General features: G+C 69.1%; 11 protein-coding genes. 6 read left to right on the top strand and 5 right to left on the bottom strand.

Features of this window, described 5'->3' with window-relative positions; genetic code table 11:
• On the bottom strand, window positions 1-1,974 hold the full coding sequence (locus SPHPH_RS0100175; RefSeq protein ID WP_081668388.1) for an energy transducer TonB: 1,974 nt from the start codon (window positions 1,972-1,974) through the stop codon (window positions 1-3).
• On the opposite strand from SPHPH_RS0100175, the gene SPHPH_RS0100170 reads away from it, so the two are divergent.
• On the top strand, window positions 1,973-2,446 hold the full coding sequence (locus SPHPH_RS0100170; RefSeq protein ID WP_156025716.1) for a TlpA family protein disulfide reductase: 474 nt from the start codon (window positions 1,973-1,975) through the stop codon (window positions 2,444-2,446). The two genes, SPHPH_RS0100175 and SPHPH_RS0100170, sit on opposite strands and share 2 nt — an antisense overlap.
• A 262-nt stretch (window positions 2,447-2,708) precedes the next feature.
• Here the strand turns inward: SPHPH_RS0100170 and SPHPH_RS0100160 are convergent, their stop codons facing one another.
• Window positions 2,709-4,475, bottom strand: a complete 1,767-nt coding sequence (locus tag SPHPH_RS0100160) for a chloride channel protein (protein WP_028964898.1) — start codon at window positions 4,473-4,475, stop codon at window positions 2,709-2,711.
• 175 nt (window positions 4,476-4,650) lie between these two features.
• Here SPHPH_RS0100160 and SPHPH_RS0100155 point away from each other — a divergent pair, with 175 nt between their 5' ends.
• The 4 genes from SPHPH_RS0100155 (at window position 4,651) to SPHPH_RS0100140 (ending at window position 12,671) form a co-directional block, all read left to right on the top strand.
• Window positions 4,651-7,452: a TonB-dependent receptor gene (locus SPHPH_RS0100155; RefSeq protein WP_028964897.1), complete on the top strand. Its 2,802-nt coding sequence runs from the start codon at window positions 4,651-4,653 to the stop codon at window positions 7,450-7,452.
• Window positions 7,453-7,754: 302 nt separating this feature from the next.
• Window positions 7,755-8,942 (top strand): histidine-type phosphatase, encoded by a 1,188-nt coding sequence (locus SPHPH_RS0100150; protein WP_037487752.1) that lies wholly within the window; start codon window positions 7,755-7,757, stop codon window positions 8,940-8,942.
• Between the two features lie 27 nt (window positions 8,943-8,969).
• The gene (locus SPHPH_RS0100145; protein ID WP_028964895.1) at window positions 8,970-9,455 is read left to right on the top strand and encodes a nuclear transport factor 2 family protein; all 486 of its coding nucleotides are present in this window, start codon (window positions 8,970-8,972) and stop codon (window positions 9,453-9,455) included.
• 222 nt (window positions 9,456-9,677) lie between these two features.
• On the top strand, window positions 9,678-12,671 hold the full coding sequence (locus SPHPH_RS0100140) for a TonB-dependent receptor domain-containing protein (RefSeq protein WP_028964894.1): 2,994 nt from the start codon (window positions 9,678-9,680) through the stop codon (window positions 12,669-12,671).
• A 3-nt stretch (window positions 12,672-12,674) separates the two neighbouring features.
• Here the strand turns inward: SPHPH_RS0100140 and SPHPH_RS0100135 are convergent, their stop codons facing one another.
• From SPHPH_RS0100135 to SPHPH_RS0100125, 3 genes are read right to left on the bottom strand one after another with little or no spacing between them, the layout of a single operon-like run.
• Entirely contained in the window at window positions 12,675-13,223 is a 549-nt protein-coding gene (locus tag SPHPH_RS0100135; RefSeq protein ID WP_028964893.1) for an RES family NAD+ phosphorylase, read from the bottom strand.
• A 9-nt stretch (window positions 13,224-13,232) separates the two neighbouring features.
• The gene (locus SPHPH_RS0100130) at window positions 13,233-13,832 is read right to left on the bottom strand and encodes a hypothetical protein (RefSeq protein ID WP_051272711.1); all 600 of its coding nucleotides are present in this window, start codon (window positions 13,830-13,832) and stop codon (window positions 13,233-13,235) included.
• 52 nt (window positions 13,833-13,884) lie between these two features.
• On the bottom strand, window positions 13,885-14,154 hold the full coding sequence (locus tag SPHPH_RS0100125) for a WGR domain-containing protein (protein WP_037487748.1): 270 nt from the start codon (window positions 14,152-14,154) through the stop codon (window positions 13,885-13,887).
• Window positions 14,155-14,314: 160 nt separating this feature from the next.
• On the opposite strand from SPHPH_RS0100125, the gene SPHPH_RS20285 reads away from it, so the two are divergent.
• Window positions 14,315-15,061 (top strand): SIMPL domain-containing protein, encoded by a 747-nt coding sequence (locus SPHPH_RS20285; protein WP_051272709.1) that lies wholly within the window; start codon window positions 14,315-14,317, stop codon window positions 15,059-15,061.
• The last annotated feature ends 296 nt before the right edge of the window (window positions 15,062-15,357 follow it).

Raw genomic sequence — 15,357 nt, 5'->3', positions numbered from 1 at the left:
TCACGACGCCGGCGGCGCGCCGCCCGGCAGCACGAAGCGGATCGCCTGCTGTTCGCCCGAACAGGCCAGCGCGCCTTCGGGGCGGAAGGTGCTGGTATAGCGGGTGTCGCGGATCATGCCGGTCGCTGCTTCGTCGAAGATGAACGGCGGATAGGCGATCACGCTGCGCGGCGCGACCGTGTGGCCGTCCGCGGCGATGTCATAGGCGATCCGCACCCAGCCCTCGAACCCCATGCGGATCGCCTCGTCGGGATAGTTGCTCGCGCCGAAGCCGGTGCGCTTCATCGCGGGTTGCAGCCCAAGCATCGAACATTGCTCGCCGGTCAGCCCGGTGCGCGCGAACACGCCGCTGGCCCCCGCCAGATCGCCCTTCGCCGCGAGCAGATTGGCCTGCTGCAACAAGGCGGCGATCTTCAGCGGATGCTGCGCCGGTAACGACGGCTCGTCGGCCACCGCATGCAGCAACGCATCCGCGTCGGCGGGCGGGCGCGTGGTGAACACCGGTTGCGCGATCAGCAGCCGCAGCGTCGCCGCGGTCAGCGGATCGCGCGCCAGATCGGGCCGCACCAGCAACGCGCGCAGCCGCTTGCGCTCCGCCTCGGGCTTGCCGCGGTGGCTGTCGTCGCTTTCGATGTCGATATAGCCGCGCACCGACGCCGGCGCCGCCAGCGCGTCGGCCGCGGCGCGCGCGGCGGCATAGGTCGCCGCCTTGTCGGCGTCGGCGATCACCGGGTTCGTCCCCGCCGCCAGCGCGGCCTGCAACTGGTGCAGCCGATCGCCGGCCGCGGTCGCGGCGGTCAGCGCGGCGCGCTGCATCGGCAAGGCGATCGCCGGGGCGCGATCCGCCCAGGCCGGCGTGCCCGCGCCCTTTTCGGCGAGCCACGCCTCGGCGGCATCGGCAAGCGGCTTGATCAGTTGCGGCGCGCGATCGGCGACGACGCACCGGATCTCGACCCGCGTCGCCATGCGGAACAGCGGCGCGATCTTCGCGGCATCCGCGGCGCGCCACGACCAGTCGGTGACCGCGCGCGCAAAGGCGATTGCCTTCTCGCGCCCGCCATTGGTGTAGATCGGCGCGACGCCCGCGACATGGCCGTCCTCCTCCATCGAGAATTCGACGATCGCCTCGTCCTCGGGGGTCAGCCCGCCCTCCCCGCACGTCGGCGGCTCGATCGCGCCGTACGAGGTGAACGGCGTATTCTCCACCCGCCCGGCACCGGTATAGGCCAGATAGCGGCGCGCATTGTCGCGATCGCCGGTCTTGAGCGCGGCGATCGCCAGGTCCGATCGCGTCGCGATGTCCGACGCGCCGACGCGGTTGGTGAGCCCGCCCTGCTTGGCGAGGCTGTCCTTGAGCAGCGCATAGGCGTCCTTCGCGCGCCCTTCGTTCAGCAGCACACGCGCGCGGATCGTCTGCACCGCGGCGAGGTTCTTCTTGCCGAGATCGGACGCGGCGGCGAGCCGCAACGCCTCATCGGTCGCGGCCAGCGCGCGGCCGTCGTGATCGAACAATGTCGCCTGCGCCAGCCGCAGCAGCGCGGGGATGCGCGCGGCGTCCTTCACCTGTGCGGCGGCATCGGCATAGGCGCGCGCGGCGGCGTCGTAATCGAAGTCGCGCTGCGCCTGACGGCCGAGCGCCATCTGCGCGTCATAGACGTCGCCCGCGAACCCCTCGCCCTTCTCGCGCAGCACCGGCAGCCCGCGCGCGATCGCGGCCTTGCCCTCCGCGGCGCGCGGCCCGTCGAGCAGGCAGCGGCCCTTGCGGACGCCAACGGTCGCGCCGAGCAGCGCGTTGCGCTTGGTCGCGCCGCTCGCGTCGAGCTGGTCGAAATAGCTCACCGCCTCGGCGCAGCGGCCGTCGGAGGCGGCGGCGGTGCCGGCGTCGAACAATGCCTGCGCCCCCTTCGGCGCCGCGGCTGCGGCAGGCGCGGCGGCTTGACCGGCGATCGCCAGCGCGAGCAAAGATATCGACATGAACCCTCCCGTTGTTCCCGCCAACACATCATGGCGCGCCCGCGCTGTCGAGGGGGTCCGTGGCCCGATGCGGCTGGCGGCGCTGGCGCTGTTGCTGGGCGGCGCGGCACCGGGGACGGACGCGCCGCGCTATCCCGCCGACAGCGTCCTGCTGCTGATCGCGCCGTGGTGCGCGCCGTGCCATGCCGAGCTGGCGCGGCTCGACACGATCGCCGCGGCGGTCCGGCCGCGCGCGGTGCGGGTGTTCATGGTCGAGGACGGCGCGCGCGCCGCGGCGATGTGGCGGCGCGTCCCCGACACCTATCGCTGGACCCCGCCCGACGGCGAGGTACGCCGCTACCGCACCGACGCGCTTGCGCGCGCCGCCGGGCTGCCGTTCGCGATCGCGACCGACGCGCGCGGGCGTGTCTGCGCGACGCGTGACGGGGGGATGGATGCGACACGGGTGGTGGCGCTGGTGGGAGCGTGCTGAGCTAGACTCGCCTCCCTTGAAAGGGAGGGGAGTCTAGATTGTTCCACTTTTGTTCTTTCCTACATCCTCCTAACCTGCTGAGGTAACGGCAGGAAAGGAGGTCGAGTCATGATGATCGACACGCCCGTGCTGCTGGCGGTGGCCGCGATCCTCACCGCTTTGGCGAACGTGATCTGGTCGCTGCGGCGCAAGCCCTGAACGCGTCGTCGTTGTCGCGTCGGTCTCGGGAACCGGCTCGCAGCGACGACGGTCGGTCCCGCCCTCACCGCTCCCCGAAGATCTCGCGCTGGTGGCGGTCGAGTTCCTCGAAATAGCGGCGGCGCGCATAGACTTCGGTCACGATCCCCACCACGCGCCGCTCGTCGTCCACGACAGCGATCTCGTCGGCGATCGCGCTGTCGAACGCCGTCAGCAGCACGTCGATCGGGGTCGCGCGCGCGACCGCGGTGTCCTGCAGCGTGAGCAGCGCGGCGAGCGGGGTGTCCGCGGCCACGTCGCTGGCATGGCCCGCCGCGGTGGCGAGGATGCCGGCATAGCGCCCGTCGCCGTCGAGCGCGACGACCTTGGACGCGGTGCCCAGCGGCACCGCGGCGCGGAATGCCGCGACGGTCAGGTCCGCCGGCACCGCGACGAAATCGCGGCGCATGATCCACCCGGCGGGCAGGTCGCTGGTCCAGCCGATGTCGCGCGGGCTGCGCACCCGCGAGCCGCGCAGGTGGAGCCGCCACGTCGAGAAGGAATAGCCGAACAGCTCGCGCGTCACCGCACTGGACAGCAATGTCGCGAGCAGCACCACCCCCATCAGCGCGAAATCGTGCGTGATCTCCAGCATCAGGATCGACAGCGTCATCGGCCCGCCGACGATCGACACGCTGAGCGCCGCCATTCCGACCAGCGCGGCATCCTGCGGGTCGATCGCCAGCCCGGGCACCACATGGCCGAGCGCCGCCGCGAAGATCTGCCCGACGATCGACCCCAGGAACAGCGACGCGAAGAACAGCCCGCCGCGAAACCCGAACGCTAGCGAGACCACCGACGCCGCGATCTTGAGCGCCAGCACGGTGGCGAGGAAGACGATCGTCGGGTGCAGCACGAGGTCGAGGTGCAGCGCGCCATGCCCCGCCGACAGCGTCTGCGGCGAGACGAGCGCCAGAGGGATCAGCAACAGGCCGCCGATCACTGGCCGCCACATCGTCCAGCGCCCGAGCCGCGCGGTCGCCTGCTCGACCGCCGCGACCAGCCGCATGATGAAGATGCCGAGCAGCGCGCACGCGAGCCCCAGCATGGCGAAGGCGAGATAATGCGACAGCGGAAACGCGGGCGTCGCGGTGGTCGCGATCAGATAGGGCGCGATGCCGAGCGCGTGCGACAGCGACACCGCGGCGAGCGATGCCGCCAGCACCGGCGCGATCGTCGCCGGGCTATACGTGCCAATCACGATCTCGAACGCGTAGAAGGCGCCGGTCAGCGGCGCGCCGAACGCGGCGGCGATCGCGCTCCCCGCCCCCGCCCCGACCAACGTGCGCAAGTCGTTGCGCCGCAGCCCCAGCCACATGCCGAGCAGCGACGCCGCCCCGCCGCCCATTTGCGCATAGGCGGCCTCCAGCCCGACTGATGCCCCCGCGCCATTGGAAAGGATCGTCTGCGCCGACACGGCAAGGCTGTCGGTGGCCGGGATGCGCCCGCCGTGGAGCGCATTGGCCTCGACGACGTCGACCGGCGCGGGCACCCGCCGGCGCAACGCCGCGGTCAGCGCGACGAGCAACAGCCCGCCCAGCGGCAGCGCGATCAGCCGCCACGGATGGTGGATCGACCCCAGCGCGCTCAGCCGGTTGACGCTGACGCCGTAGAACAGGCTCTGGAGCCCGTGCGCCAGCATCTGCTGCGCGATCGCGAGCACCCCCGCGACCGCGCCGGCAACCGCCGCCAGCGCGATGAACGCCGCCTCGCTCTTGCGCAACCGCCGGCGCTGCCGCGCGAGCAGCACGCGGAGCGACACGCGCAATGACGGGGAAGCGGGCAGCGCCATGAAGTTGCTCAATGCCTCCGACGCCGCAGCGTCAATGGCCAATGTGCCACACGCTCTCGCGCCGACGGCGTCCGGTTTCACAAAAGTACTAAATTGGTGTCATCGAATCGTCGCACATCGGCCCTAACGCGCCGCATGCGGCAGCGACCGCGTATAACATATCACCGGGGGTTCCATGTTCTCGCATCTTCCGCTGCCGGGCGTCCGGCGGCGTCGGCTTCGTTCGTCCTGCGTCCGTCAGTTGCTGACCTGTTCGGCGCTCGCGCTCAGCCTGCCCGCGTTCGCGCAGGAGCGCGCGCCCGACGCGACCGACACCGCGGGACAGACGACCAGCGAGATGCTGACCGGCGACATCGTCATCAACGGCCGTCGTGATCGCAGCGCGCTGGCCGAAGAGCGCAACATGCCCGGCGTGGTCGACATCATCACCACCGGCGACGTCGCGATCAACTCGCAGACCAACGTCACCGATCTCGCGCGGCGGCTGCCCGGCGTGTCGGTGGCGCGCGATCAGGGCCGCAACCAGAGCGCGACCGGCGAGACGCAGTTCGCGACGATCCGCGGCTTCGACACCGGGTTCAACGCCTATACGCTGGACGGCGTGCGCTTGCCGCAGACCGCGGGCAGCGGGCGCGCGATCTCGCTCAACCTGTTCTCGCCGTTCGCGATCGGCGGGCTGGTGGTCGACAAGACCCCGGGCGCGTCGCGTGACGCCGATGCGATCGCCGGCATCATCGACCTGCGCACCCCGACCGCGTTCGATTTCAGCACCAACTTCACGCGCGGCCGCGTGCTGGCGCAGGGCGCGGGCCTCGCGCTCGATCGCAGCCAGGAAGCATGGGGCGGCGCGATGGGGATCGACGCGGCACGCCGGTTCGGCGACGCGCAGCAGTTCGGCTTCTACATCGCGGGCTATTACGAGGAACGCGCCAATGCCGCGGAATCGACCGCGGTGCAGAACGATTACAAGACCACGAAGGTCAACGTCGGCACCGCGCGCGCCAACGCGGATGCGCTGTCGGCGGACGGCGTGCAGTGGAATTTCTACAACAACAAGATCAAGCGCTACGGCGCGAGCGGTTCGCTCGACATGCGCACCGATCCGGTCGATCTGTACGCGCGCGTCAATTACGCGACGTACCTCAACACCAACACGATGAACCAGACCGGCCTGCGCAACGAGCTGACCAGCGGTCAGACCAACCCCAATCCGTCGCAGGCGCACAACGGCGGCAAGACCACCGCCTATAATGCCGCGGGCGTCTACGCGCCGATCGGCGTCAACCCGGCCAGCTATTTCCGCACCGAGGACGTCGAGCAGGAATTGTTCTCCGCGCAACTCGGCGCGAAGGCGCATTGGAACGGCTTCACCGCCGCGCTGGAGGGCGCCTATGCCGATGGCCGCTTCGACCAGCCGACGCGCATCGAGGCGGCGTTCCGCGGCATCTCCTACGGCAACGCCACGCAGAGCGGCACCGCGACCGAGGCGTGGGGGGTCGACCTGTCCAACCCGATCTCGCCGCGCCCGGTGCTGTCGACCGGCGCGCAAGCCTATGTCGCGTCGCTCGATCGTCCGACGCAGCTCTACGTCCAGCAGGGCTATGACTATCTGAGCGAGAAGAAGAAGACGCTGCGCGCCAGCATCGGGCATGACGGCGACGGCGTGTTGCGCCGCGTCGAAGTGGGCGGGCTGTACGAGGATGCGGATCGCACCGGCCGCTCGCTCGCGCCCGACGCGACGCGCTACCGGTTCAAGACCCCGCTCCAGAACGGCAGCGTTACGGGTCCGACGATCAACGAATATCTGGGCTACGTCCTCAAGGACTTCCTCGATTACTACCCGGTCCGCCCGATCAAGGTGCTGTCGCGCGCGCAGCTCGACAGCCAGGCGCGGTTGCTGGTGCCGTCGGTCGCGGTGTCGCAGGCGACGATCAACCAGGGGCTGTTGCAGGGCGAGGAGCAGCGCAAGGCGCTCTACGCCACCGCGACGCTCGCCGCCGGCAATTTCGAGCTGGTGCCGGGCGTGCGCTACGAGGCGAACGACTTCTCGGCGCGCTATTATTTGTCCGACGCCGATGGCGCGCGCTTCGTCAACGCCGGTCGCCGCTACGACCATGTCGACCCCAGCGTGCTGGCGGCATGGCGTCCCGACGAGCGCTTCGTAGTGCGCGGTGCGGTGCGCTCCAGCTATGCGCGCCCGGCGTTCGACCAGCTCGCCGGCCCGACGCGCATCACGCGCGACATCGATCCGAAGACCGGCCAGTCGGTCATCACCGCGATCATTCAGCCGAACCCGAACCTGAAGCCGGTGCAGGCGTGGAGCTACGACCTGGGCGTCGAATATTACGGCGGCACCGGCCGCTATGCGCAGGTTGCGGTCTATCACAAGGATCTGACGAACATCCTCGTCCCCACCGCGGTGCGCACCGCCGGCCAGACGATCGACGGCATCCAGTACACGCGCCCGAACAACGGCGGCACCGGCAAGGCGACCGGCATCGAGGCGTCGGGGCGCTTCACGATCGGCGATCTCGTCACGTCGCCGCTGCTCAGCGGCGTCGGCGTCGGCGGTAACGTGACGTGGCAGAAGACCGAGGCGACCTATCAGATCGCCGCCAGCGACATCCGCACCTCGCGGCTGCCGCAGGCGCCGAACCTGATCTACAACGCCGAACTGTTCTACGCCGCCGGGCCGATGCGCGCGAACCTGTGGTACAATTACACCGGCAGCGTGCTGGCGACGGTGCAGGACAGCCAGCCCGACATCTACGTCCAGCCGCTCAAGGAGCTGAACTTCGGTCTCGCCTTCGCGGCGACCGATCACCTCGAGATCGGCGTGTCGGCGCGCAACCTGCTCGACAGCGCCAGCTACTGGACGACGGTCGGCAAGTCGGAGAAGTACATCTCGAACGACCGCAACGGCGGCTATCTGAAGACCGGCCGCGTCTTCCAGATCAGCCTGACGATGACGCGGTAAGGCACCCGCCCACCACCGTCGCCCCGGACTCGATCCGGGGCCCCGCTTCTTCTGCAACGGTCAGGTCAGAAGCGGGACCCCGGCTCAGGGCCGAGGCGACGGTAAAGGCCACGCCATACCACCCCGGCGGACGCGAAACCTCTGCGAACCTCCCCTTCTTGTACCCCGGCGAAGGCCGGGGCCCAGTTGGGGGACGTTTGTAGCCAACCGAAACACCTTCCCAACTGGACCCCGGCCTCCGCCGGGGCACGGCTTACGAAGGATATGAGCCGCACTCTAACCACACTCGTCATTGAAAACCTATGAACCTCGCCCGCACCCTGCTCGCCATCGCGCTCGCGCTCACCCCCACCGTCGCGAACGCCGCCCCGACGGTCGAGCGCGTGGTGATGGTGATGCGCCACGGCGTGCGCGCGCCGATCGACGGCGAGGTGCCCGCGGGCACGCGCACCGCCGCGCCGTGGCCGGCATGGCCGGTCGCGGCGGAGCAGATCACCCCGCACGGCGCGCGCGCGTTGCAGGCGCGCGGCCGCGCCGATCATGCGTGGCTCGCCGCGCTGGGCGTGGTCCCCGCAACCGGCTGCCCGGCCGCGGGCAGCGTCCGCGTCTGGACCAACGTCAGCCAGCGGACGATCGACAGCGGAACGGCCTATCTCGCCGGCTTCGCGCCGACGTGCGCCATCACCGTCGGGCACCGCGCGGTGGGCGAGGTCGACCCGCTGTTCGAGGCGCTCCGCGCCCACACCACCGACTTCCGCGCCGCCGACGCGATCGCCTCGATCGAGAAATTCACCGGCGGCATGGACCGGCTGGTGACGAAGCACGCCGGCGAACTGCGGCTGCTCGACCGCGTGCTGGCGTGCGCGCAGCCGACGTGCAGCCCCGGCGCGCCCTCCGCCTTGCGCGCGACCGCCGACGGGCGCGGGATCGACCTCGACGGCCCGATCCGCCGCACCTCCGGCATCGCGCAGGTGTTGCTGCTCGAAGCCGCCGAGGGGATGCCGCACCCCGGCTGGGGCCGCGCGACGCCAGCGGTGCTGGAGCGCATCGGGCGATTGCACGCCGCGCTGTTCGACATCTTCACGCGCTCCCCCTATATGGCCGCGCACCAGGCCGGCCCGCTCGGCCGCCGCGTGATCGCATCGCTGACCGCGCAGGATGGCCCCGCGCTCGACCTGCTGGTCGGCCACGACACCAACGTCACCGCGCTCGCGGCGGCACTGGGGGTCGATCTGGTCTCACCCGGCTATGCGAGAAACGACACCGCTCCGGCGGGCGTGCTGGTGATGGAGCGGCTACGCGACGCCCGCGGCGCACGCTTCATACGCCTGTCGTACCGGACGCAGACCCCTGCGGAACTGGGCCGACTGGGGCGCCACGTCACGACGACGCCGATGACGGTGCCGGGCTGCGCGCGGCTGTGCCCGGTCGAACGGTTCGCGACCTTGCTCCGCGCACGGCTGGCGCCGGCAGTGGACAGCGGCACCTGACCATTGCGACGGCTGTCGGCGTACGGCATGATGGCGCCGCGCATGGGAGAGAAGGTGATGTACAGGATCGCCGCACCGCTGCTCGCACTGATCGTCGCCGCCCCCACCCCCGCCCTCGCCCAGCTCGCCCCCGGCGTGCGGATGCCGCCCGAGATCGGTCAGGCGTACGGGCGCTTGGGGAAAGCGATGATGGCGCATGACGCGAACGGCGTGCGCACGGTGTGGGCCGAGGATTTCGTGGTCAACTCGCCCGGCGACGCCGTGCTGCACCGCGAGGAGGTGATCGCGCTGATGGCGCAGGACTTCCTCGACTATAAGGATTTCCGCAAGCACATCACCTTCGTCGGCGAGAAGCCCGAGGTGACGGTCGTCATGGGATATGACACGATGGTCCCGCTCAAGGGGCCGGGCGCGGGCAAGCAGGTCACCCGCCCGTTCACCGATGTCTGGGCGAAGCGCGCTGGCGGCTGGCAATTGATCGCGCGACAGGCGACGATCGCGGCGGCGCGCTGACCAAGCCGCTTACGGATCGATACGCTGCTTCCCCGAACGGCGTCCAGTCGGTCGGTTCGCGACGCTTGGCATGCGGCCGACGCAAAGCAGCCGCTAATCACAGACTAAAAATACTGTATAATATATTTGTCATAACGTCAGCGATGTGCTTGAATGCTCCTACAAAAATAACGCGGGGAATCCGAAATGGGGGAATTTCGTTGCGCACGGCAGCTCTTGGGAGTGTCGCTTCTCGCGCTGGCGTGGCCGGGTGTCGCCGCTGCACAAGTCGCCGCCGATAGCATAACCCCTGCGCCACAGGACGAAACGCCCCCCGTCACCGGCGTCGCCGCCTCGACCGACCGCATCGACGCGAAGCAGGACAAGGCCGATCCCGGCGACGTCATCGTCACCGGCACGCGGATCATCCGCCCCAACATGACGAGCAACGCGCCGATCGCGACGATCGACTCGACCTATCTCAAGGAGCGCGGGCTCGCACGCGTCGAGGATGCGCTCGCGCAATTGCCGCAGGTCACCCCGATGCTCGGGTTGCAGGGGCAGAGCTGGACGTCGGGCGCGGCGTCGGTCGGCCTGCGCAATCTCGGCGCGGGCCGCACGCTGACGCTGCTCAACGGGCAGCGGATGGACAATGACGTCAACATCATCCCCGGCGCGCTGATCGACCGGATCGACATCATGACCGGCGGCGCGTCGGCGGTCTATGGCTCGGACGCGATCGCGGGCGTCGTCAATTTCGTCCTCAAGCGCAAGTTCGACGGCATCGCCTTCGACGGCGAGGTCAGCGGGTTCAGCCACAACAACGACAGCCAGCTGCTGCGCGAGACCGCGCAAAAGGCCGGCTACAGCTATCCGCGCGGGCCGTGGCTGGGCGGCGGCAATTACTTCGCGTCGCTGGCGGCAGGCAAGAACCTGCTCGGCGGTGCGCTCAACATCAGCGCGTTCGCGACCTACAAGCTGGCGCTGCCGATCCAGTATCGCGAGATCGACACGGTCAATTGCCCGTTGCTGATGTTCGATCCGAACAATCGCGACGCCGGCAACACCAGCTATGCCTGCGACGGCACCACCTACAACCCGTACAATTACTTCAACATCAACGGACAGGATCGCACCAACGCCCTTGATGGGTCGCGCGCCTTCCGCCCGTATGACACCGCCGACGAGGTGCGCATCCAGCGCGTCGATTCGATCCAGCGCCGCAGCGAAACCTACAATGCCGGCGGCTTCCTGACCGCGGAGCTGCCGCTCGGGCTGCGGCTCAACGGCAGCTTCCTCTACAGCCGGATCAACGAGCGCGGCGCGAACTCGGTCGACGGCGGCATGTATACCCCGTCCTCGCCGGTCAATTGCGACAATCCGTACCTCAGCGCGGCGCAGGCGCAGGAGATCTGCGGCGCTAAGGCCGGCACCACCGCGCTCAGCGATCCGATCGCGCTGTCGCTGTTCCGCCCGGGGATGATCCAGAATTTCCGCAACAGCACCACCGACTGGCGCGGCGCGCTCAACCTGTCGGGGCGGATCGTCGACAACATCCGCTTCGAACTCAGCTACCAGCAGACCCGCAACATCATGGAGGGGTCGTCCGACCATCTCAACTTCGCCGATCAGGCCGACCGCCTGACCAAGGGGTTGCAGGTCCGCAACGTGAACGGCGTGCCGACTTGCCTGTCCACGATCGACGGCAGCGATCCCAGCTGCCAACCGATCGACGCCTTTTCCTCCAATTCGACGATCAGCGACGCGGTCTATAATTACGTGACCGGCGACGGCAGCCGTCGCCAGCAGAACGACCTGCAGGTCGTCAACGGCGTCATCTCCGGCACGCTCGAAAAATACGGCATCAAAAGCCCGTTCGCGACCAGCGGTATCGGCTTCGCGGTCACCGGCGAATATCGCAAATACCGCAACCAGTCGCAGGGCTTCGGCGCGTGGTCGATCTTCACCACCTATGACGGGCGTACCAGCGTCAAGGAGCTGGGCGGCGAGATCGACATCCCGCTGATCGAGGACAAGCCGTTCTTCAAGGAACTCAGCGTCAACGGCGGCTATCGGATCTCCGATTACGACGTCTACCAGAAGCTGATCCGCAGCTGGAAGGCGGAAGCGAGCTGGGCGCCGGTCGACGGGTTGCGCTTCCGCGGCAGCTACAACCGCGCGGTTCGCGTGGGCGTGCAGCAGCGGCTCGAGGGCGAGAACCGTTACCCCAATACGCCGATGCTCGATCTGTGCGCCCCGCCGCGCGCCGCGAGCGACGGCAAGGGCGCGACGCGCTACACGTTCGATCAATGCTCGGTCGCGATGACGCGCGCACAATATGATGCGCTCAGCAGCTACACCGGGTGCGATTCACAGGGTTATTGCCCGACGACGCTGGTCAACGGCGGCAATTCGGCGCTGCAACCCGAACGCTCGCGCAGCAAGACGCTCGGCGTGGTGCTGCAACCGCGCGGCATCCCCGGCTTCACCGCCTCGGCCGACTGGTACGACATCAACATCCAGGGCGCGTTCGAATGGACGCGGATCGGGATGGCGTTCAACCAATGCTACGACAACAAGGTCGAGTTTTTCTGCCAGTTCTACCAGCGCGATCCGCAGACCGGGCAGCTGGTCGTCGCCGATGCGCGCTACAACAATTCTGGCTACACCGCGACGCGCGGGATCGACTTCAGCACCAGCTATTCGCTCGATCCTAAGCGGCTCGGTATTGCCGACAACATCGGCACGTTCGGGCTGAACTTCAACGGCACGCTGACCACCAAGTTCGAGAAGCAGTTCGCGCCCGGCAATCCGTCCTGGTCGTGCCTCGGCTATTTCGGCTTCGCCTGTCAGGACCCGATGCCACGCTGGCGGCATGTCGCGGGCGTCAACTGGCAGCTGCCGTGGATCAAGGGCGGCATCGGCTTCACCTGGCGCTATATCGGCGGCACCGAGAATTCGAAGCTGTCGAGCAGCACGGTGCTCAAGGCGGCCACGGGGCAGACCTATCCGCTCGCCAACCGCATCCCGGCCTGCAGCTACTTCGACTTCAACACCAATGTGACGCTGGTAAAGGGCATCGACGTGCGCTTCAACGTCCAGAACCTGTTCGACAAGGACCCGCCGCTGATCGGCAACGATCTGACCTACGGGATCGGCTATGGGTTCAACACCTTCCCGACCTATTATCAGGTCCGCGGCCGGACGGTGCGGGTCGGCCTGTCGGCGCGCTTCTAGCGCTCAGGCATCGACGTACTGCTTCCCGAACCGCGCGGCGAGCGCGTGCGCGTCTTCGGGGAGCAGCGCGGCGGTCGTCGTGATCGCCACCGCATCACGCGCGCGGTCGAACAGCGCGACGCAGCGCCGGTCATTGAAGCGCGACGTATAGAGGATCCCGTCCGCGCTGCTCCCCGCGTGGATTGCCGCGCCGATCGCCTGCGTGCGGCGATAGTCGCTGCCGTGCAGCTCGGTGAACGACAGGCCGTGCGCCGACACGCCGGCATCGACCAGCGGATATAGTTTCAGCGCGCGCCGCGCGACCAGTTCGCTGCGCGCACGCACCGCCACGTCGCTCGACAGCACGTCGGTGACGGTCGGCACGCGCACCAGCGTCTCGCCGAACGCCGTCTCCAGATCGAGCGCGAGATACAACAGCTTATACCCGCCCGCCGGATCGTCGTAGCGTTGCAGCGGGGTCACGCCGTTCGGGCCGAAGAACAGCGGCGACAAGGCCTTGCGATGGATGCGGTGAAACACCGCGCCCTCGCGCATCCGGCGCAGCCGCAGCATCGGTCGGCGTCAGGCCGCCCAGCCCGCCGCCAGCGCCGCCAGCCGCGCACGCGTCTCCGCATCGGCCCCGTCCGCCAGCAAGGCGAGCACCGACGCGGGCGCATCCCCGAACCCATCGAGCGGCGCGGCGAGCAATTGCAACTGCCCCCACGAGTTCATGTCGCCGAACGCATCGAGGATCGGCTTGAGCCCGGCAACCGCCGCGCCGTCGCGGAACTGCGCCGCCGGATAGCGGATTTCGTTGCCATAAGGCACGCCGAGAATCTGCCGCCGTTGCCGCTGCTTGTCGATCGCCGCGGGGGTAACGCCGAGCAGCTCGGCGACCTCGGCGCGGTCGTACATCCCCCCGACCCGCGCCGCCAGTTCGGCGCGGAACCCGGCGGTGCGCGCCCGCGCGGCGCGCTCGGCGGCGAGCCGTTCGGGGGGCGGCGGGGCGAGGTCGCGCGGCGCGATCGCCAGCGCCTCGCGCGGGTCCTGTGCGCCGACGATCGCGGCCAGCGTCTCCTCGCTGGCGCTGTCGAGCGCGCGCGCGACCGCCTCGGTCAACGCCTGCATCGCGCGGCGGCGCAGCGTGTCGGGGGTGGCGAGCGAGCGGGCGAGCGCGGTCATCAGGCTGTCCTTCCTGTCTGCGATATAGCGGATCGAGACAGAGTGGACAAGGTCAGGCGACGACATATCCGGTGCCGATCCGCCGCGGCGCCCCCGCCCGACGCCGCAGCAGCGCACGCACGTAGCGCAACGCCTCGTCCTCGGCGGCGAAGCTGCGCACCAGCGTGCGCCCCGGCGCGCCGATCCGGCCCCATGCGGTTTCGACGGTGACGCGCCCGAACAGGTCGCGCGCCGCGTGCAGCCGCCAGCGCCGGTACACCCCACGCGCCGGGTTGCGCGCGACCAGCTCGATCGGGGCATAGGGGAGCGTATCGGGCGTCATCGCGGCCTCCTGCGGTACACGGCGGAAGGTAGCGCGACGGCACGTGGCTGTCCGACGGATTTCCTGACTCACCGGCGGCGCAATGAGTCACGCACTCGATCAGTCGCGCTCGACAGGGGCCGCGTCGTGGCTAAGCTGGGCCAAAAGACGGGGGAACTTAATGCTACGAAACATCCTGTTGGCGGCGGCGCTTGTCGCGACTCCCGCGCTGGCAACCGCGGCCGAGGATCCCTCGCGGATCAGGGTGACCGGCCACGGCAAGGTCAGCACCGATCCCGACGTGGCGTCGCTGTCGTTCGCGATCCGCGGCGAGGGCACCAGCACCGACGACGCCGCCCGCGCCCTGTCGCGCAAGCGCACCGCAATCGCCGAGGGGCTGGCCGGGTTGCTCGGCCCCAAGGCGGTGTTGCGAACCGGCGATTTGTCGATGGTGGAGGTGCGCGACCGTGCCTGCTTCGGCACTGATGGCGACGATGATCGTCCCAAACTCTCCTCGGGTGCGTGCGCGGTGCGCGGCTATATCGCCGTCATGGAAGGTTCGCTGCGGATCAGCCCGGTCAAGGACGCGGGCACCGCGCTGAGCCTTGCCAGCCGGCTGGGGGCCGTCAACGCCCGGCTCAGCGGCTTCTCGCTCGGCAGCCCCAGCGCCGCGCGGCAACGCGCCCAGGCAGCGGCGATCGCCGACGCGCGCGCCCGCGCCACCGCGATCGCTGCGGCTTCCGGTGCGCGGCTCGGACGCTTGCTGAGCGTGGAAGACCCGGAGGCGCGATCGGGCGGGCAGGATATCGCCGTTACCGCCACACGCGGTGCCAACGCTTACGCCCCCGCCCCGGTCGCGATCGACATCACGCCCGAGCCGGTCGACACCTCCGCGACCCTGATCGTCACCTACGCGATCGAATCCTAGGAATGGTCGACATTCGGGCTCCTGAAGGAGCGTAAGAAAAAGGGGTTTTCACGCGGAGGCGCGAAGGACGCAGAGATGTTGCGCTCGCCACATCTGGAGCGATCCGTAATGACAGGATCACGCGTACACCGCGCGGTACATCTCCGCGTCCTCCGCGCCTCCGCGTGATCCAAACCGGCTGCCGACACCTAGCGTGCGCAGCTGGGCTGGAGCGGAATGACATCAACTTGACCACGTCATTGCGAGCGTAGCGAAGCAATCCAGGGCGTCCTGATCCGGCTCTGGATTGCGTCGCT

Origin of the sequence: Sphingomonas phyllosphaerae FA2, assembly GCF_000427645.1 — a bacterium.
GTDB lineage: Bacteria > Pseudomonadota > Alphaproteobacteria > Sphingomonadales > Sphingomonadaceae > Sphingomonas > Sphingomonas phyllosphaerae.
Note: the sequence above shows the minus strand (reverse complement) of the source record. Positions and strands in the feature narration are given on the sequence as shown.

What these genes read in the sequence shown, in the direction of transcription:
- SPHPH_RS0100145 (WP_028964895.1), top strand. Translation starts at nt 8,970, where the DNA reads ATGATGGCGCCGCGCATGGGAGAGAAGGTGATGTACAGGATCGCCGCA.
- SPHPH_RS0100170 (WP_156025716.1), top strand. Translation starts at nt 1,973, where the DNA reads ATGAACCCTCCCGTTGTTCCCGCCAACACATCATGGCGCGCCCGCGCT.
- SPHPH_RS0100150 (WP_037487752.1), top strand. Translation starts at nt 7,755, where the DNA reads ATGAACCTCGCCCGCACCCTGCTCGCCATCGCGCTCGCGCTCACCCCC.
- SPHPH_RS0100175 (WP_081668388.1), bottom strand. Translation starts at nt 1,974, where the DNA reads ATGTCGATATCTTTGCTCGCGCTGGCGATCGCCGGTCAAGCCGCCGCG.
- SPHPH_RS0100125 (WP_037487748.1), bottom strand. Translation starts at nt 14,154, where the DNA reads ATGACGCCCGATACGCTCCCCTATGCCCCGATCGAGCTGGTCGCGCGC.
- SPHPH_RS0100135 (WP_028964893.1), bottom strand. Translation starts at nt 13,223, where the DNA reads ATGCTGCGGCTGCGCCGGATGCGCGAGGGCGCGGTGTTTCACCGCATC.
- SPHPH_RS0100130 (WP_051272711.1), bottom strand. Translation starts at nt 13,832, where the DNA reads ATGACCGCGCTCGCCCGCTCGCTCGCCACCCCCGACACGCTGCGCCGC.
- SPHPH_RS20285 (WP_051272709.1), top strand. Translation starts at nt 14,315, where the DNA reads ATGCTACGAAACATCCTGTTGGCGGCGGCGCTTGTCGCGACTCCCGCG.
- SPHPH_RS0100160 (WP_028964898.1), bottom strand. Translation starts at nt 4,475, where the DNA reads ATGGCGCTGCCCGCTTCCCCGTCATTGCGCGTGTCGCTCCGCGTGCTG.
- SPHPH_RS0100155 (WP_028964897.1), top strand. Translation starts at nt 4,651, where the DNA reads ATGTTCTCGCATCTTCCGCTGCCGGGCGTCCGGCGGCGTCGGCTTCGT.